This window comes from Tianweitania aestuarii (assembly GCF_018457165.1).
Taxonomy (GTDB): Bacteria; Pseudomonadota; Alphaproteobacteria; order Rhizobiales; family Rhizobiaceae; genus Tianweitania; species Tianweitania aestuarii.
The window spans coordinates 543,771-562,186 of record NZ_JAFMNX010000003.1 but is presented as its reverse complement, the minus strand read 5'-3'; the positions used below and the strand labels follow the sequence as shown (position 1 = coordinate 562,186).

At 62.7% G+C, this 18,416-nt stretch carries 18 protein-coding genes; 5 read left to right on the top strand and 13 right to left on the bottom strand.

Annotated features, from left to right (window positions below; translation table 11 throughout):
- Positions 1–41: 41 nt before the first annotated feature.
- Together JYU29_RS14460 and JYU29_RS14455 are read right to left on the bottom strand one after the other, a co-directional pair.
- On the bottom strand, positions 42–1,391 hold the full coding sequence (locus tag JYU29_RS14460) for a chloride channel protein (RefSeq protein ID WP_213985497.1): 1,350 nt from the start codon (positions 1,389–1,391) through the stop codon (positions 42–44).
- Positions 1,392–1,451: 60 nt separating this feature from the next.
- Positions 1,452–2,108 carry a TetR/AcrR family transcriptional regulator gene (locus JYU29_RS14455; RefSeq protein ID WP_213985496.1) on the bottom strand — a complete coding sequence of 219 codons (657 nt, stop codon included), beginning with the start codon at positions 2,106–2,108 and terminating at the stop codon, positions 1,452–1,454.
- Positions 2,109–2,280: 172 nt separating this feature from the next.
- Between JYU29_RS14455 and JYU29_RS14450 the strand changes: the two genes are divergently transcribed.
- Entirely contained in the window at positions 2,281–2,958 is a 678-nt protein-coding gene (locus JYU29_RS14450; RefSeq protein WP_213985609.1) for a superoxide dismutase, read from the top strand.
- Positions 2,959–3,061: 103 nt separating this feature from the next.
- A complete protein-coding gene (locus JYU29_RS14445) occupies positions 3,062–3,220 on the top strand; it encodes a YqaE/Pmp3 family membrane protein (protein WP_213985495.1) in 159 nt (52 codons plus the stop codon).
- Positions 3,221–3,254: 34 nt separating this feature from the next.
- Here JYU29_RS14445 and JYU29_RS14440 read toward each other — a convergent pair whose 3' ends face one another.
- From JYU29_RS14440 to JYU29_RS14410, 7 genes are all read right to left on the bottom strand, one after another.
- Positions 3,255–4,238 (bottom strand): UDP-glucuronic acid decarboxylase family protein, encoded by a 984-nt coding sequence (locus JYU29_RS14440; RefSeq protein ID WP_213985608.1) that lies wholly within the window; start codon positions 4,236–4,238, stop codon positions 3,255–3,257.
- Positions 4,238–5,347, bottom strand: a complete 1,110-nt coding sequence (locus JYU29_RS14435) for a CgeB family protein (RefSeq protein WP_213985494.1) — start codon at positions 5,345–5,347, stop codon at positions 4,238–4,240. The genes JYU29_RS14440 and JYU29_RS14435 overlap by 1 nt, the downstream gene beginning before the upstream one ends.
- Positions 5,344–6,435, bottom strand: coding sequence for a CgeB family protein (locus JYU29_RS14430; RefSeq protein WP_213985493.1), 1,092 nt, complete (start codon positions 6,433–6,435; stop codon positions 5,344–5,346). The genes JYU29_RS14435 and JYU29_RS14430 overlap by 4 nt, the downstream gene beginning before the upstream one ends.
- Positions 6,432–7,556, bottom strand: coding sequence for a CgeB family protein (locus JYU29_RS14425; RefSeq protein ID WP_213985492.1), 1,125 nt, complete (start codon positions 7,554–7,556; stop codon positions 6,432–6,434). Before JYU29_RS14425 ends, JYU29_RS14430 begins: the two co-directional genes overlap by 4 nt.
- A gap of 3 nt (positions 7,557–7,559) precedes the next feature.
- Entirely contained in the window at positions 7,560–8,636 is a 1,077-nt protein-coding gene (locus tag JYU29_RS14420; protein WP_213985607.1) for a glycosyltransferase family 4 protein, read from the bottom strand.
- 77 nt (positions 8,637–8,713) lie between these two features.
- Entirely contained in the window at positions 8,714–9,808 is a 1,095-nt protein-coding gene (locus JYU29_RS14415; protein ID WP_213985491.1) for an NAD-dependent epimerase/dehydratase family protein, read from the bottom strand.
- A 36-nt stretch (positions 9,809–9,844) separates the two neighbouring features.
- Complete coding sequence (locus JYU29_RS14410) at positions 9,845–10,951, bottom strand: NAD-dependent epimerase/dehydratase family protein (RefSeq protein ID WP_213985490.1); 1,107 nt, start codon at positions 10,949–10,951, stop codon at positions 9,845–9,847.
- Positions 10,952–11,351: 400 nt separating this feature from the next.
- On the opposite strand from JYU29_RS14410, the gene JYU29_RS14405 reads away from it, so the two are divergent.
- Genes JYU29_RS14405 through JYU29_RS14395 form a run of 3 tightly spaced genes read left to right on the top strand, consistent with a single transcriptional unit; the run spans position 11,352 to position 14,775 of the window.
- Entirely contained in the window at positions 11,352–12,779 is a 1,428-nt protein-coding gene (locus JYU29_RS14405; protein WP_431192864.1) for a UDP-glucose dehydrogenase family protein, read from the top strand.
- Between the two features lie 14 nt (positions 12,780–12,793).
- A complete protein-coding gene (locus tag JYU29_RS14400; protein ID WP_431192868.1) occupies positions 12,794–13,783 on the top strand; it encodes an MDR/zinc-dependent alcohol dehydrogenase-like family protein in 990 nt (329 codons plus the stop codon).
- Positions 13,780–14,775: a Gfo/Idh/MocA family protein gene (locus JYU29_RS14395; protein WP_213985488.1), complete on the top strand. Its 996-nt coding sequence runs from the start codon at positions 13,780–13,782 to the stop codon at positions 14,773–14,775. Before JYU29_RS14400 ends, JYU29_RS14395 begins: the two co-directional genes overlap by 4 nt.
- 48 nt (positions 14,776–14,823) lie before the next feature.
- Here JYU29_RS14395 and JYU29_RS14390 read toward each other — a convergent pair whose 3' ends face one another.
- From JYU29_RS14390 to JYU29_RS14375, 4 genes are all read right to left on the bottom strand, one after another.
- Positions 14,824–15,759 carry a beta-xylosidase gene (locus JYU29_RS14390; RefSeq protein ID WP_213985487.1) on the bottom strand — a complete coding sequence of 312 codons (936 nt, stop codon included), beginning with the start codon at positions 15,757–15,759 and terminating at the stop codon, positions 14,824–14,826.
- The gene (locus JYU29_RS14385; RefSeq protein ID WP_213985486.1) at positions 15,756–16,520 is read right to left on the bottom strand and encodes a TIGR04290 family methyltransferase; all 765 of its coding nucleotides are present in this window, start codon (positions 16,518–16,520) and stop codon (positions 15,756–15,758) included. The genes JYU29_RS14390 and JYU29_RS14385 overlap by 4 nt, the downstream gene beginning before the upstream one ends.
- Positions 16,521–16,592: 72 nt before the next feature.
- Entirely contained in the window at positions 16,593–17,192 is a 600-nt protein-coding gene (locus JYU29_RS14380) for a histidine phosphatase family protein (RefSeq protein WP_213985485.1), read from the bottom strand.
- Positions 17,189–18,307 (bottom strand): inositol-3-phosphate synthase, encoded by a 1,119-nt coding sequence (locus JYU29_RS14375; protein ID WP_213985484.1) that lies wholly within the window; start codon positions 18,305–18,307, stop codon positions 17,189–17,191. Before JYU29_RS14375 ends, JYU29_RS14380 begins: the two co-directional genes overlap by 4 nt.
- Positions 18,308–18,416: the final 109 nt, after the last annotated feature.

The window sequence follows — 18,416 nt, the reverse complement described above, 5'->3', positions numbered from 1 at the left end:
GCAAAAAGGAGCCGTTTCAATCGCGGCGGCTCCTATTTCCATCAAACCGGTTTCGCCGGTGGTTCGTGCCGGCGTTTGCGGCGGAGCGCTTCGGCAATGAAGTCGCGCGACAGGGCATGATAAAGCGGCTCATGCGAGATAATGCGAGCCGTGCCATAGCCGAGCATCGCAGCCAGCATCAGCGCGATGACATTGTCATGGTTGCCGGTCATTTCCAGAACGATCACGAAGGCCGTCATCGGCGCCTGCACCACGCCGGCGAAATAGCTGGCCATGCCGAGCAGGGCCGCAACGCCGGTTGCCGTGCCGAACAGAAGGCCAAGCGTGCTGCCGAAGCCTGCGCCAATGGACAAGGACGGCGCGAAGATGCCGCCGGGTATGCCGGATATCATCGACAACACGCCGGCCGCGAACTTGGCGATAAAGAAGTACCACGGCAGCGCCTCGCCTTCGATCGCACCGCGCGCCTGATCATAGCCGGTGCCGAAGGTCAGGCCGCCGCACAGGATGCCGATCACCGCAACGAGCAAGCCGCAAACACCCGCCAGAACCAGCGCACGTGGCATGGGCGCGAGACCGTTCCAGCGCCGGATGCGGCGCATCGCCTTCAAAGCAAGCCGGGAAAACAAACCGCCCAGCGCGCCGCCGCCGACGCCGCACAGGAGAACAAAGGGCCAGTCGGCGAAGGAGGCGATTTCATGCGCCATGCCGAAATAGGTGTAGTTGCCGACCCATCCCAAAGACGCCAGACCCGCCAGGATCACGGCGGTCAGAACGAGGCCGTTGGTGCGCGCTTCATAGGTGCGGCCCATTTCCTCGATGGCGAAAACAATGCCGGCGAGCGGCGTGTTGAAGGCCGCAGCAATGCCTGCCGCCGAGCCTGCGAGAATGACGCCGCGCGTTTGCAGCATGCCGCCCCAGCGCGCCGCAGACAGCATCAGGGATGCGCCCACCTGCACGGTCGGGCCTTCGCGGCCGATCGAGGCGCCGCAGAACAGGCCGACGATCGTCAGCATGATCTTGCCGAACGCCAGCCGCAAGGACAGGATCTGCGAGCGGTCGTCGTCGTCGCGCAGATGGCGGGCAGCGATCGCCTGCGGGATGCCGCTTCCCTGCGAACCGGGAAAATATTTGGCGGCTAGCCATGCCGACAAAACGAAGCCGGCCGGCGTGATCAGGAGCGGAAGATAGAAGCGCCAACCCGATCCGGTCTGCGTCAGCACGGTGAACCAGCGCTGCGCTTCATCGGCCAGAAGCGCAAACAACACGCTGACGACGCCGATGCCCAGCGCGCCTGCCCAGAACACCACGCGCGGGCGCCAGGTGCGCCGCGTTCCCAACAAAACGCGGGAGCGCCGGAACATCGGGTGTTTACGTGGGAAAGCAGGCATCAATCTTCCAACAGGACCGGTTGCAGCCGTGCCGGTCGCACGCTTAACGAGGATGGAGCCTTAGCGCGGACGCAAGGCCAGAACCAGTTGACGGCCGATCTCAGCCGGGGTCAGGCGCGACGACGTGCGATACCAGGTCGGCATCCAGTTCAGCGCGCCAAGGAAGTTTAGCCGAAACAGGCTGCGGTCGAGCGATGGCGGCAGGTCGAGCGCGTCCACGAGACCGGCAATCACCGTCTCGTAGCGGTCGCGCTGCGCCACCAGCGTTTCGCGCAGAGCATCGAGCGATTCCGAGTAATAAGGCGACACGATCACCGGCACTTCGCTTGAGCCGAGCAGATCCGAGCAGTGCGCTACAGCTGCCGCTTCCAGCCGGTCCCAGGGATCTTCCACGCCTTCGATCGCCCGCAGAACAGCCTCGGTGATCTTCTCCATGCCGGCGCCGTGCACGGCCACGAAGATGTCTTCCTTCGACGCAAAATGGTAATAGATCGAGCCGCCGAGAATGCCGGTAGCCGATGCGATATCGCGGATCGTGGTCGCCTCGAAGCCGCGCGTTCCAAACAGCCTTGCCGCTTCCTGCATGATCTGACGCCGACGCGCACCGACGCTGGCATCGTCGTCCGATGGTTTCTCGCTCCTGATGTCGCGAGACGCGCGCGCGCCCTCCTTCGGCTTGGCGGCCGGGCGTTTGGTTTTCTGCGGAGATGACGTCATTCAAGCGATCTAGCCGGAAACAACCGGCGGCGCGAGCCCTTCTTGCTCTAACGTTCGTTTGTTTGCGCGGCATTCAGGTGGATGAAGCTGGTAGCGCTTGCGTGATCGGGGGAACGGCTGCTCCTTCCTTTCGTTGAAGCCGCAGATCACCTGAGGGAGCTTAACCATGACCATCGCCATTTCACGCCGCACGACTCTTGCGCTCGGTGCTGCCGCCGCTGCCAGCACCGTGTTCAAGCCCTATGTCGCGCGCGCCGCAGTGCCTTTCGAACAGCCGCCGCTTCCTTATGCCGAAGATGCGCTTGCGCCGCAGATCTCTGCGCGCACCGTGGGCCTGCATTACGGCAAGCACCACAAGGCCTATTTCGACAAGCTGAACGAACTCGCCCCCGGCACGCCTTATGCCGACATGACCCTCGAAGAGGTCGTGAAGCAGTCCAAGGAAAAGGGTGACGACGCGATCTTCAATCAGGCCGGCCAGGCCTGGAACCACATCTTCTATTGGGACCAGTTCAACGGCGGCCCGACCGAGCCGACAACGGCCTTGGAAGAAGCCGCAACGCGCGATTTCGGCGGCATGACCGATCTGCAGGAAGCCATCGTCACCGAGGGCGGCAAGGTGTTCGGAACGGGCTGGGTCTGGTTGGTGCAGGACGGCGACAAGCTTGCCGTTCGTGGTTATCAGGACGCCGGCAACCCGCTCGGTGACAATCTGAAGCCGCTTCTGGGCATCGATGTCTGGGAACACGCTTATTATCTCGATTACGAGAACCGCAAGCCGGATCACATCAAGACCGTGCTGGCCGAACGCGTGAACTGGACCTGGGTCGGCGAAAAGCTCGCCGGCTGATCCTGGCCACCCAAGACAAAAAACCGGCGAGCAGCAACGATGCTCGCCGGTTTTGCGTTGTTTCAGGAGCCGCAACGACCGCTTTTATCCGGAGTGAACTCACATGGACGTTCTTCGCATTCTGCTTGCCATTATCCTGCCGCCGGTGGGCGTGTTCATGCAGGTCGGCATTGGCCTGCATTTCTGGCTGAACATCCTGCTGACGCTGTGCGGTTATATTCCTGGCATCATCCACGCAGTGTGGGTCATCATGCGCAAGTAAGAAGAAAGGCGCCGATCAGCAGCGCCGCCTTTCGTCATGCAGCGTGGCCTTTTTCGTCGGCCACGCGCTCGCGGAAATGCGCGATCGTATCGCGCAGGCCTTTTTCCAGCGGCACGGTCGGCTCCCAGTTAAGCAGCGCCTTTGCGCGGCTGATATCGGGACGCCGGCGCGTTGGATCATCGACCGGCAAGGGCTTGAACACGGTTTCGCTTGACGTGCCGGTTTGTTCCACCACCAGCTTTGCCAGTTCGTTGATGGTGAACTCGCCGGGATTTCCGATATTGACCGGCGCCTTCGGGTTCTCGGCCACCGTCATCAGCGCCATCATGCCCGCAATCAGGTCCGACACGTAACAGAACGAGCGCGTTTGCTCGCCGGTGCCGTAGATCGTCAGCGGCTGGCCGCGAAGCGCTTGCACAACGAGATTGGACACGATGCGCCCATCATCGGGGTCCATGCGCGGCCCATAGGTGTTGAAGATGCGCATGACGCGCACATCGGCGCGGCCCAGACGCAGGAAGTCGAAGCAGAGCGACTCCGCGGCACGCTTGCCTTCGTCGTAACAGGCGCGCGGTCCCGTGCAGTTGACGTTGCCGTGGTAGTCTTCGGCCTGCGGATGCCGGTCGGGATCGCCATAGACTTCGCTGGTGGAGGCCTGCAAGAACCTGGCGCCCTTGGCTTCAGCCAGCATCAGCAGGTTCAGCGTGCCCTGCACCGATGTCATCATCGTGTGGATCGGGTCTGCCTGATAGCGCGGCGGCGAGGCCGCACAGGCGAGGTTATAGACGAAATCGAGATCGTCCTTGATGTCGAGCGGCTCGCAGACATCCTGCTTGATGAAACGGAACTGCGTAATATTCTCGAGATGCGCGATGTTGCGCATCGAACCGGTCAGCAGGCTGTCGACGCAGATCACCTGCATGCCTTGCTCCAACAGCCGGTCGCACAGATGCGAGCCGAGGAAGCCGGCGCCGCCGGTCACCATGGCCGTTTTGCCGGACGATGTTGCTTGGTTCATCATGCCAATTCCTCAGTCGTCGCGGCACGTGCCGCTTTCGATGCGCCGTTGCGCAGATAATCCGCCAGCTCGGCCGCGCGCGCATGTCCGGTATGACCGGCCAGAACACGCGCCTTTGCGGCTTCCGCCATCGCCTGTCGGCGCTGTTCATCCATTTCGGTCAGGATCTGCACCACATCGTCGCTGGTCCTGGCGATCTCGATCGCTTCGCCCAACGGCAGCAGATCGCCCAGGCCTTCCCAGAAGTCGCTGATGATCGCGGTGCCGCAGGCGGCGGCCTCGAACAAGCGCACGCTTGGCGACCAGCCGGCGGCGATCATGTCCGCGCGCGTGACGTTCAGCGTGAAGCGCTGGCGGCTGTAGAAAGAAGGATGCTCGGCCGGCGGCAGATGGTCGATGCGCTCGACATTCGAAGGCCAGTCGATCGTGTCGGGATATTGCGGCCCGGCTACCACGAACTTCAGATGCGGCAAACGGCGGGCAGGCTCGATCAGCAGCGCTTCGAGGGTAGGCTGGCGGTCGTCGCTATAAGTACCGAGATAGCCGAGGTCCCAGATCGGCGCTTCGCCGGTGTTGCGGTAGCGCGTGTCGTCAACGGAGCAATACAGCGCTTCGGCCCGCGGCGCGCCGAACTCGCTTTCCAGCTGGCGCAGCGTGGGACCGCCGGTGAAGGAGAAATAGATATCGAAGAACGGCACCTGACGTGCCGCCAGATATTCCTCGTCGCCCTTTTTCAGGCGCGCAACGGTGATCGGCGTGTCGATGTCGTAGAAGGTGAGCTGCTTTGGGTTCAGTGCGTGAACGGCGTCGATGACCTTTGGCCCTTCCGGCACGTAGGAGCCGATGATCACCGCGTCGGCCTGCCTGATCTTTTCGCCGAAACGGGTGATCAGCTCGTCCACCGTATCGTAGTAATGCAGGGCGCAGAAATCCGGCGACGGCAGATCGCGATGGGCGGCGTACCAGGGCACGTCGCGTTCCAGAAACGTGACGCGGTGGCCCAGCGCCTCGAGCCCGCGCAGCATGCCGCGATAGGTCGTGGCATGACCGTTGCCCCAGGATGACGACAGCGACAGGCCGATAATGACGATGTCGAGCGCGTCACTCATTCGGCAGCCTCCGCCTGTTTGGCGCGAAAGTCGCGGAAGATCACGTCGGCTTCGGCGGCGCGGTCGGCATAGGTGTGATCGCGCAACACACGTGCGAGACCCGCTTGGCCGATCTCTCGGGCGCGCTCGGGCGTCAGGCCGGACAGGATGTCGGCGACGTCTTTGCCATCGCGCGCCACCAGCACTTCCTCGTCGGGCTTGAGGAAGAAGTCGACGCCGAGCCAGGCATCGGTAATGAGACAAGCGCCGGCGCCGCAGGCTTCGAACACCCGGGTTGCCGGCGAAAAGCCCATATCTGCCATGGAGTCGCGGGAGATGTTCAGCACGGCCTTTGGCGTGACGTTGAAGGCGTTGTGATCGCGCGTGCCGACATGGCCGATATAATCGATGTTGCCGGCCATCGGCTTGTCGCCCCAGCCGGATCCACCCAAAATGAAACGCTGCTCGGGCAGGCCAGCGGCGGGGTTCAGGAAGAAGCTTTCGACCCGCGCTTCGCGATCCGGCAAACGGTTGCCGAGGAAAGCGAGATCGGCGGTGAAGCGCGGATCGGGATCAACCGGATGATGCGTTTGCGGGTCAAGCGCATTGTAGATCGGAATACAGCGCTTGGCGCCGATTGCGGTGTAAGCGTTCACCACGGGATCGCCGCCGCCATAGGTCAGCACCGCGTCGATCTCATTCAGCGCCTTCAACTGCGGATGATCGGGATCCGCACGCAGTTCGGCGAGCGTCGCCGGCGCATCGACATCCCAGAAGATCTTCATCGCACCCGGCCGCGCGGCGCGCAGCACTTCGTCGAGCAGCCGATTGTCCTCGAAGCCGACGCCGCTGGTTTTCACGACGATGTCGGCATCCGCAGCCTTGGCCGCCGCATTGCGCAGCGCCTCGACCGTGCCGTCATACACCACGACCTTGCACCATTCCGGCGGCTCGATGTCGCGGTTCTTCTGCCGGTCATACACATCCGGCTCATAGAAGGTGATGTCATAGCCGAGGGCCGCCAGGTTGCGCAGCAGGCCGCGATAATAGGTGGCAGCGCCGTTCCAGTAGGACGACAGCAGGCTCGAGCCGTAGAATGCAATCTTCACGCTGCGGTCTCCTTGGAATTGGATGGGGTGATATCGACATCGAGGCCGGACAGGATCGCCAGCAATTCATCGACCCGGTGGCGGCAGGTGTGGCGGGCGCGGATGGTTTCCAGACCGGATGCCGCGATCTCCTCGCGGCGCGCCGGATCGGCCAGCAGATCACGGATCAGTCGGGTCATCTCCTCGCCGTCCTTGGCGAACAGGAAGTCCTTGCCGGCGCGAAACAGACCTTCTGCGTCGTTCCACGGGGCCGAAATCAGCGGAATGCCACAAGCCAGCGCTTCAAACATGCGGATCGTGGGAATACCCGGCAGCGATTCCACATAGGGCCGGCGTGGGATGTGCATGGTCAGCTTGTGTCGTGCAAAGGCCATCGGCACATCCGCATTGGCGATCCAGCCGCCATAGTTCAGCCCGGCCTTTTCCAGCGAGTCCAAAGCGCGCTGCGGGTAGCGCACGCCGCGAACGGTCCCGTTCAGCTGCAGTCTGGCCGCCGGTTCGGTGAGGAAGGAGGCAATCTCGGCGGTGCGCTCGTCGTCACCCCAGTTACCGATCCAGATCAGGTCGCCGGTCTTCTCTATCTCGGGATGCGGCTTGAACAAGCGATCATCGGCCGCCTCATGCCAGGTAAAGACGCGCCGTCCCCAACCGGCCTTGATATAGCGCTCGCGCAGCGTTTCGCCGAATGCGAGCACGGCATCGTAGCCGCTCAGATCAAGGCCGCCGATGTCGCTTTCGGCCGAAACGGCACGGTGATGCGTGTCGTGGAAGATCAGGGTGAAACGGCCGCCATCCCGGCGCGCCTTGCCGATACGCGCCACCAGCGCAGGGTCGGTCCATTCATGCACGAGCACCACATCGGCCCCATCAAGGGCTGCTTCATGGTCAAAGTCGGCATCGTATTGCTCGGACTGGAGCGTGGGGAAATCCTGCGCGAAGCGCGCAACGGCGGCCTCGCCCTGATCCTTCACCAGGTTCTCGCGGCTCCAGGCATCAACCGGCTCCAGCGCCCTGGCTTGATAGCCGCGTTCAACCAGATCGCGCATGACGCCGCGCAGGAAATGCGCGTTGCCGTGGTTCCAGTCGGACAGGAGGGAATGGGTATAAAGAAGAATTCTCATCAATCAGCTCGATAAAACCAGGCGCGGCTCGGCCGCCACGCAAACAGCGTCGTAGATCTGCAGCATGGCTTGCGCCTGCGCTTGGAGGGAATAGCGTTTGGCGCGATCCAGGGCCTTGCGGCCCATGTCGCGGCGCAGCGTCTCGCTTGCGATCAGCGTTTGGAGCGCTTCCACAAAGGAAGCGGGATCGCGCGGCGAGGCAAACAAGGCCGCGCCATCCCACAATTCGCGGTAGGTCGGAATGTCGGCGAGAACCAGCGGCGTCGCGGTGCACGCAGCTTCAAGCGGAGCCAGGCCAAAGGGCTCGTAAAGCGATGGCGACACGAAGATGCCGGCAGCCTTCATCAGCTCCTGGATCTGCGCGGTCGGCAGAACGCCCAGATGATCCGCCTGTTGCAGGTTGATCTGCTGGCCGTTCGGCCCTTTCAGCGCTCCGGCAAGTTGCACCGGCCACTCCACCTGCCCCGCAACGTCGTCCAGAACCGCGCCATTCTTGCCTTCGTCCCACCAACGGCCGGCGGCAAACACGAAGGGCTGGCGCTGCGCGATCTCGGCGCCTGCCTGGGAAGCGTTGTAGACCACCGACAAAGCGTCGATCGGGCCGTAGCATTGTTCCAGCGCGTCGGCGTGGCTGCGGCTTGGCGCAAGAACGACATCGGCGGCATCGAAGCCTTCGCGGTTGAGCCGTTTCTGCCACGACCATTGCGCCGGAACCTCCTGACCGCGAACGGCGTGCATCCAGGTCACGACGCAGGAATGCGACATCGCCACGATCGGGCAGTCGAGCTTCAAACCACAGGCTTGCGAGGGTGCGTTGAGATGAAGAAGGTCGACGCCTTCTTCGCCGACGAGCCGCTCCAGGAGGGCTGGAAGATCAGCCAGATCTTGCGGGCCTTCAGCCAGCCAGTCGAGCTGTGCATCTTCCCAGATCAGCTTTCCCCAACGCTCGGCTTCGGAGCGCTGCGCGGGGGATGGATTCGGACCGAGACCGACGAAGATAAAATGAACACCGGAGGCTTGCAGGCCGGCGGCAAGGTCCATCGCGTAGCGCCAGACACCGCCAACGGCATCCACCGTCATCAGGACGCGCAGGGGGCGCTGCCCGTCTGCGGCTGTTTCGATGTTCGATCCTTCGCCTGCCGCGCGACCTGCTGCCTTCACGCCGACAGAACCTGTTGCTCCGGCTGCTCTTTCGCCGCTCTGGACGCGACGCGGTTTTCGGCCAGCCAGCGGGCGAGATCCGCCAGGCCCTCTTTCCAGTCGGTCTTGGCTTCCCAGCCGATCGCTTGTTCGATCTTGCGCGTATCGGCGACGAAATAGAACTGGTCGCCCTTGCGCCATTCACCATGCTCGAGCTGCATGTTGCGGCCCGTCAAACGGGCGATTTCGCTCAACACGGTGCGCAGGCTGACGCTGTTCTGCGGTCCACCGCCGAGATTGAAGGCCTGGCCGGACACCTCGTCGATATGATCGAGCAGACCGCGATAGGCCGCCACGCAATCGCTGACATGCAGGATGTCGCGCACCTGCTTGCCGTTGCCATAGATCGACACCTGTTCGCCGCGCAGCGCCTTGAGCAGGAAGTGTGCGACCCAGCCCTGATCCTCGGTGCCGAACTGGCGCGGACCATAGATGCAGCTCATGCGCAAAACGGCGGTCGGCAGATCATAGGACTTGGCGTAATCCAGCACATACTGGTCCGCCACGCCCTTGGAGCAGCCATAAGGCGTGCAGAAATCGAGCGGACGGCTTTCGCTGACGCCATGATCGCCGATGGCCTCGTCGGCGGGATGGTAGCGCTCGTCGCCTTCCACCATCTCCATGTCTTCAAGGCCGCCATAGACCTTGTTGGTGCTGGCAAAGATCACCGGTACGCGACGGCCCGTGGCACGGATCGCTTCCAGAATGTTCAGCGTGCCGCGCGCATTGACCTCGAAGTCGTCCATGGGATCAACGAGGCTGGTGGTGACGGCCGTTTGGGCGGCGAGGTGGAACACCGCGCTCGCTCTGCTGACAACCGGAACGAGGGCCGCCGTGTCGCGGATATCGACACGGGCGGCTTCAACGAGATCGCCATAGGTGGCAGTCAGCCAGGCAAGGTTTTCTTCGACGCCGGGACGGCTGAGATTGTCCAGAATCGTGACGTGCCGGCCTTCACGAAGGAAGCTTTCCGCCAAATTCGATCCGATGAAGCCGCTGCCGCCAACGATAACGACTGTCTGACCGCCTTCGACGATCGCAGGTCCTGCCACGCTTCAAGCTCCCTTATTGCCGATGCTTCGCGTCATTTACGACACCAAGCCCCGCTCTTCCAACTCCTTCTTCATCTGCGCGCCGCGATCCACCGCGCCAGTGACGCTGACCCACTCGGCCAATTCGCCGAGCGTGTCCTGCAGGCGATATTTCGGCTCGAAGCCGAGGAGTTCGCGCGCTGCCGTGATGTCGGCGAAGCAGTTGCGGATGTCGCCCGAACGCGTCTTGTGCAGAATGTCGGGCTTCAGTTCCGGCACGCCCATGGCGTTTGCCAGCAAGGTCGCGACCTCTTCGATCGTATAGGCGTTGCCGCTGCCGACATTGATGACGTGGCCGTTGGCCTTCGGAGCTTCCAGCGCCAGGCGGAAGGCACGGGCGACATCGCGCACATGCACGAAATCGCGGCGCTGCTGGCCGTCTTCGAAGATCATCGGCGGCTGCCCGTTTGCGAGACGCGATGCGAAGTTGGCGAGAACGCCCGTATAGGGATTGGACAGGGCTTGGCCCGGGCCGAACACGTTGAACAAGCGCAGGGCGATGGCTTCGACGTTATAGGCCTGACCGTAGATCAGCACTTCGCGTTCCTGCGCGAACTTGGTCAGCGCATAGATGGAAGCGAGATCGACCGGCTTGTCTTCCGACGTCGCGACCGGCGTCAGCGCACCGCCGTTTTTTGTTTCAGGGTTCCAGTGGCCGGCCTTGACGCGCTCGGCCTGGCGGCGAACGGCGCCGTGCAGCTGGCCGCTTTCGTCCTGGTAGTAGCCTTCGCCGTAAACGCTCATCGACGATGCCACGATGATGCGCTTGATCGGTTTGCCGATCATCTTTTCGAGCAGAACGGCCGTGCCGAGATCGTTGGCGCTGACATAGCGGGCAATCTCATACATGGACTGGCCGACACCGACTTCGGCTGCCAGGTGGATGACGCTTTCGACGCCATCGAGCGCCTGTTCCACCGCCTTGGCGTCGGTCATCTCGGCCTTGATGAAATCGACGCGCGGATCAAGTTCGGGAGCAACGCCGCCATGGACCTGTTCGATCAACCCGTCGAGAATGCGAACGTCGTGGCCTTTCGCGAGAAGCTCCTCGACCACATAACGCCCGATGAAGCCGCAGCCTCCCGTCACCAATACCTTCTGCACCTGCTTGTCGCTCCTCAGCTCACTGCGCCGACATAATTAGGGAGGATCTTCTACTCGGGAAGTGGGGGAGCACCAACCCTTTGCCTGATCCCTACCGACAATCACCGGCAGTTCCCCAAGGTCGTCGGCGTGGCATCATCCACTTGAACGTAGCTGCTGATGCTCTAGCTGCCGCTTCAATGAGGGTCTTCAGGATTTTGCATGGTGAATGCTGAGCAGGAGCGCTTGGAACTGAGCTCGAAAACGGCTTGTCCGTTTCATGCAATGTCACCACGCTTATGCTCGACAGGGCTACAAAGCTTGATGTCCCTCCCGAATTCTCCGAAGTTGACGACATGAAGAAGAACGCTGCACCCCTATCCGACGGGAGCATCGATCAAAGGTTCGGGCGGCTCACTCGATGATGCCGCCGGCGCCCACCGAAGTTGAGGGACATATGAAGATCACGATTATCGGTGCCGGTTATGTGGGGCTGACGTCCGGAACCTGTCTGGCGGAACTTGGTCACCATGTCACCTGCATCGACATGAACGAAGATCGCGTGGCGCGCCTGCGGGCCGGCGAAGTGCCGATCTACGAGCCCGGACTTCAGGAATTGATGGCCTCCAATATCCAGGCCGGCCGCCTCCTGTTCAGCGCCGACACGGTTGACGGCGCTGCCGATGCGGATGCGGTCTTCATCGCGGTCGGAACGCCCTCGCTTGCCGATGGTGACATCGACCTGTCCTTCGTTCAGGACGCGGCGCGCGGCATCGCCAGGGTGATCAAGCCGAACTGCGTTGTCGTGGTGAAGTCAACCGTCGTGGTGGGCACCTGCAAGGCGCTGCGCGAGATCATTGCGGAAGAACGCGGCGCGCTCGATTTTTCGATCGCCTCCAATCCCGAGTTCCTGCGCGAAGGCACGGCCGTGCGCGACTTCCTCGAGCCCGAGCGGGTGGTGTTCGGATCGGACGATCCACGCGCCTGCGCCGTGCTCGAACAGATCTATCAACCGCTGGCCGATCGTGGCGTGACCGTGATGCGTACCAGCAACGCCAATGCCGAGCTGATCAAATATTCCGCCAACGCCTTTCTCGCCCTCAAGATCGGCTTCATCAACGATGTCGCCAATCTCTGCGAGCAGGTGGGCGGCGATGTGTCGGCCGTTGCGGCCGGCATCGGGCTCGACACCCGCATCGGCTCGGCCTTTCTGTCGGCTGGCCCCGGCTTCGGCGGTTCGTGCTTTCCCAAGGACACCCGCGCCTTTGCCGCAACGGGGCGCAAGCATGATGCGCCGCAGGGGCTGATCGAAACGCTGATCGAAGGCAACGAAGCCCGCTCGCGGATGCTGGCGGAACGCGTGCTGCGCGAGCTTGGAAGCAAGGCAAACGGCGCGACGATCGCCGTGCTCGGCCTCGCCTTCAAAGCCAACACCGACGATATCCGGGACTCACCCAGCCTCGCCATCATTCCCTGGCTGCAAAAGGCTGGCTGCCGCATCAAGGCGCATGATCCGAAAGCGATGACGGAAGCGGCCAAGCAGCTGGACGACATCACCTTCTGCGACAACGCCTATGACGCCGCGCGCGACGCCGATGGCGTGATCGTGCTGACGGAATGGGACGAGTATCGCCACCTCGATCTCGCCAAAATCGCCGGCACGATGCGCGGCGCGCTTTTGGCCGATTACCGCAATCTCTGGCTGCCATCCGACATGACCGACCTCGACCTCACCTATCTCAGCATCGGCCGGCCAACGGTCAGCCGTGCCAGCGCGGCGGTGCAGGTCGCGAAACCTGCATCGCGCACGGTTGAGCGTGCGATGACGGCCACGTCTTCGGCAGGCTGAGCAGCATCATGTCCATCAACGAGAAAGCCGCAGGCAACCGCGGCACGATGAAGGCCGCTGTCGTGACCGGCGCCGGCCAGATGCAGGTCGATCAGGTCGCCATTCCCCAACCGAAAGCCGGCGAGATCCTCCTCCGGCTGGAAGGCACCGGGGTGTGCGCGTCCAATCTCGGTCCATGGAGCGGGCCGGACTGGATGAAATTTCCGACCGAACCAGGCGGTCTCGGGCATGAAGGCTGGGGCGTAATCGAGGCGCGGGGAGATGGTGTGACCGACTTTGCCGTCGGCGACCGGGTAGCAGCGCTCTCCCAGCACGCCTATGCCGCTTATGACACGGTTGCGGCCGATATGGCGGTTCGTTTGCCGGATACCCTTGCCGGAAAACCGTTCCCTGGCGAACCGCTGGGCTGCGCCATGAACATCTTTCGCCGCGCAGAGATCGAGGCCGGGCAGACCGTGGCGATCATCGGCATCGGTTTTCTTGGCGCCCTGCTGACACAGCTTGCCTCCAAGGCCGGCGCGCGCGTCATCGCCATTTCGCGACGGCCGTTCTCCTTGGACTTTGCGAAAGCGATGGGGGCTGCCGAGGTGATCCCGATGGAGGATCACTGGGCGATCATCGAACAGGTCAAGCAGCTGACAGGCGGACGCTTCTGTGATCGCGTGATCGAAGCGGTCGGCAAGCAATGGCCGCTGGATCTGGCCGGCGAACTGACGATGGAGCGCGGCCGCCTGATCATCGCCGGTTACCATCAGGATGGGCCGCGTCAGGTCAACATGCAGATGTGGAACTGGCGCGGGCTCGACGTGATCAACGCGCATGAGCGCGATCCCGCGATCTATGTTCGCGGCATGCGCGAGGCCGTGGATGCGGTGGTCAGCGGCCGGCTCGACCCGACGCCGCTTTATACCCACACCTATCCGCTCGAAGAGCTTGGCACCGCCTTGAACGCCACGCGCGACCGGCCGGACGGCTTCCTCAAGGCGCTGGTGGTGCCGCAATGAGCGCTGCCAAGCCACGCATCGGTTTCCTCGGCGTCGGCTGGATCGGCCGGCACCGGATGGAAGGGATCATCGAGACGGGAGCCGTCGAGGTGGTCGCCGTTGCCGACCCCTCGCCCGAGATGACAGAGGAAGCCGCCAAGCTCGTGCCGGGCGCGGCGGTCGGGACGACGCTGGAAGATGTGCTGGCGCAGGATCTCGACGGTTTGGTGATCGCCACGCCGAGCGCCCTGCATGCGGATCAATCGATTGCGGCGTTGAAAGCCGGCGTTGCCGTGTTCTGTCAGAAGCCGCTTGGCCGTTCGGCTCGCGAAGTGCAGGCCGTGATCGATGCGGCACGGGAGGCTGATCGGCTGCTTGGCGTGGATTTCTCCTATCGCTTCACCGCCGGCGTTCAGGCTATCCGCGAATTGGTTCAGGGCGGACAGCTCGGCGACATCCGCGCGATCGACCTCACCTTCCACAACGCTTACGGGCCGGGCAAGCCGTGGTTTTATGACCGCAATCTGTCTGGCGGCGGCTGCTTGATCGATCTGGGCGTGCATCTGATCGATCTGGCGCTTTGGGTGCTCGATTTTCCGGAGGTGAGCGACGTCAGCGGCCATCTTCTGTCCGACGGCAAGCTGCTCGAAGCCAATCCGGAGGCCGTCGAGGATTATGCCGTGGCCTCGTTCCGGCTGGGCTCCGGTACGATCGTGCGCATCGCCTGTTCGTGGCAGCTGCATGCGGGGCAAGAAGCGGTGATCTCGGCTGCCTTCTATGGCGCAGGGGGCGGCGCAGAACTGCGCAACGTCAACGGCTCGTTCTATGACTTCACGGCCAAGCGCTTTCGCGGCACATCGAGCGAAACTTTGGTTTCGCCACCCGACGAATGGGGCGTGCGGGCCGCGCAGGATTGGGCGCAGCGGCTTGCTGTGAGCAAGCGCTTCGACCCACAAGCCGAGCGGATCGTGGATGTGTCGCGCGTTCTCGATCGCATCTACGGTATCGCATAAAAAAGGGAGCGCTCGGCGCTCCCTTTTCGTTTCAGGCTCCTGTCCGGCTCAAACGAGCGCGGGCGTTGTTGCCGGCACCGTCTGGTTGCGCTTGGACGAACCGGCATACCGGCGCGTCATGGCGGCGCAGAATTCCGCGAACTCTTCCGGCACCTGTGGCGCACTGGAATGATGCGGCGCGATCCCGCGATGCTCGGGCGTGAAGCAGTAGGTGACCGTCACGTCGAAATCAGCCAGCGCTTCCATCTGCTTGTCGAACCAGTCGAGCGCATTGGGGCGGAAGCTGTCGGCCCAGGAAATGCCCGTGCGCAGATAGGTGACGCCGAGGCGCTTCATCCAGGCAACGGCGTCTTCGAGGCGGTGGTCATGATAATGGAACCACTGCACCACGCCCATATCCGGCGTCAGCTCGGCAAAGGCTTCGGCCGAGGGCTTCGGCGTGCCGTCCTGGCGCAGAAGGCCCATGTAGAAGTGGCGATAATAGGAAGAGCCTTCCGCTTCGCGATGACGCGTGGTGGCTTCCCATTCACGCGGCAGGTCATAAAGCGAATACCAGTGAACGCGCGGCGCCTGGCCTTTCAAAAGCTCCGCCGTGCGCTTGATGCCCCAAAGCTGCACTTCTTCGGCGCCAAAGGTCGAGATACCGACCTCGCTGACCCAGACCGGCAGATGGGTGAGCGCGCGGATTTCCTGCACCTTCTGCGGCCATTCCCCGATCTGCCACAGATTCCAGTCGAGCGGGAAACCGTGAACGGCAACGGCGTCGACATGGTCGAGCACGCCGAAGTCCTTCATGCGGTTGATGAAGATCGGATCGATCGGCGAAATGCCGCCCAACACGCGCGTGAGCCCAGGTGCCTCGGCTGCGATCGCCTGACCGGCGAGCTTGGCCATATCAGCGAATTTCGACCAGTCCGGATCGATCTCGGGATCCCAATGCGACTTGTTGTTGGGTTCGTTCCAGATCATCGCCGCTTCGATCATGGGCGGTCTCCTTTCGCGGGGTAAATCGCTTCTGCGCCGTAGGGGCGTTCAGTCGTGCGGCAGATATAGACTTCTTGTTCGGGATGCGCCTCGATCCGGAAGCCGGCGCTGCGCAGCATGGCTTCCATGCCGGCGCGGTTCGGCACCCACCAGTTGGTGGGATCATTGGCGTAGCGGCGCTCGATGAAATGCATCTTCGGATAGGCTGGATCGTCGAACAGCTCCGTTTGTTCAAACGGATAGTTCTCTTCCAATTCAGGCACCGGCACCTGCGCACTGCCGCGCTGCATGGACTGGAACACGAGCATGTCCTTGGCTACATGCTCGCGGATCAGGTCGAGTGCCAGCAGCGGGTGACGCAGATGGTAAAGCACGCCCATGAAGATCACGACGTCGAACTGTTCGCCGAGCTTGCCGACATCATAAACCGACAGCTGACGGAACTCGATATCGGCGCCTTCCACTTCGGCCACGAAGCGCGCCTGCGCCAGATAGGCTTCGTCGAAATCGACGCCCAACACGCGCTCGGCGCCGCGGCGCTTCATTTCAAGCGAATAAAAGCCGCCATTGCAGCCGATATCGAGCACCGTCTTGCCGGTCAGATCCGCGGGGATCGCATCGGCGAACTTGCGGAATTTCTGTTGCGGATAGTTGCCGAGAAAATGGTCGGGCGCCGTGAACTGCCCTTGCAGCTCGATGTTGTGAAACCAGGGGCCGAGTTCCCTGATGCGCCCTTCTATTTCGCTGCTTGAAAGCGACAAAACCCAATCTCCTTCTTCACTGAAACCACAGGGCAGAGCGTAGTGTGCTTACCCGAGGTGGCAAGCTTTGCGTTACGAGACCGTCTCGTTCAACCACAACAGCTTGGCGCCCCAATCCCCCCACACCACGGGTGTGATGGACGCCGGATTGATGTCAAAGCGATGGACATGGCCAAGCGGCAGATCCAGCACGTGACAGATGATGGCCTTGATGACGTCGGCATGGGTGACGAGCACCACCGCACCATCGGCGTGGCGCCCGGCGGCGTCCGACAAGGCGGCAACGGCGCGCAGCTGAACCTCGCCCATGCTTTCGCCACCAGCCGTTCGCGCCACCGCGCGCTCGGCGTTCCAGTGGTTCCAGGTGGGATCCCCGTTGAGCGCTTCCCAGGTCTTGCCGGTCCACGCGTCGCCGAAATCGATCTCGTCCAGCCGCTCATCCGTTTCCACGACCATGCCGGATGCGGACGCAATGGCGAAGGCGGTTTCCTGGGTGCGCTCGCGGGGACTGGACAGCACGGCCGCGAATGGCTCGCGGCGCATGCGTTGCCCAAGGCGATCCGCCTGCGCCCTGCCTTCCAGACCCAGCCGAATGCCAGGCGTGCGGCCGGCGAGGAAGCCGCCTACATTGTCATGCGCGGCATGACGGACGAGATAGATCGTCGTGGTCACTGGGGTGAACCGGCTCCTGATCCAGCTCTGGCAGGTTCATTTTCACCGCCGATGAAACGCAAGGTGCGATCGCGCGCTTCGGCATCCGTGAACTGTTCCGGCGGCGACTTCATGAAGTAGCTCGACGGTCCCGTCAGCGTGCCGCCGATGCCGCGATCCATCGCGAGCTTGGCGCAACGCACGGCATCGATCACCACGCCGGCGGAATTGGGCGAATCCCACACTTCGAGCTTCAGCTCGGCATTGAGCGGAACACCGCCGAAGGTCGTGCCTTCCAGCCGGATATAGGCCCATTTGCGATCGGTGAGCCATGGCACATGATCGCTCGGACCGACGTGAACATTGCCCGCTTCGAGCGGTACGTCGATCTGGCTGGTGACGGCCTGCGTCTTGGAGATCTTCTTGGATTCCAGCCGCTCGCGTTCCAGCATGTTGAGGAAGTCGGTGTTACCGCCGAAATTCAGCTGGTAGGTGCGGTCCAGCCGCACGCCGCGCTCGCGGAACAGATTGGCGAGCATACGGTGCACGATGGTGGCGCCGACCTGGCTCTTGATGTCGTCGCCGATCATCGGCACGCCCTTGTCGGCGAAACGCTGCTGCCATTCCGGCTGCGAGGCGATGAAGACGGGGATGCAGTTGACGAGTGCGACGCCTGCTTCCAGCGCCTGCTCGGCATAAAACTCGCTGGCCTTCTGCGATCCGACGGGCAGATAGGACACGAGAACATCGGCCCCGGTCCGGCGCAGGATCTCGGCCACATCGGCAACGGGTGCCGACGATTCCTTCACCGTGTCTTCGAGATAGCGGCCGATGCCGTCGAGCGTCGGCCCGCGCTCAACCGTGACGCCGGTTTTCTCGACGCCGGAGAACTTGAAGGTGTTGTTGGGTTCCGCGAAAATCGCATCCGATACGTCGCGGCCGACCTTGGTGTCGGCCACATCGAAGGCGCAGCAAATCTCGACGTCGCCGACATGGTAGCCTCCGAGGTCGACATTCATCAGGCCAGGAACGGGCTCGTTGCCGCTCGCTTCACGATAATAGTTCAACCCCTGCACAAGGGACGACGCACAATTGCCGACGCCGACGATTGCGACACGGACTTTTTTGGAACCCATTCAATTCCCGATCTTAGGAGCTAAGTACATGGTCAACATTGTAGGGCTCCGGAATGTTCCTTCCAGCGCCTTTCCCAACCGAACTGACATTGCCCGTCACAATAAACGG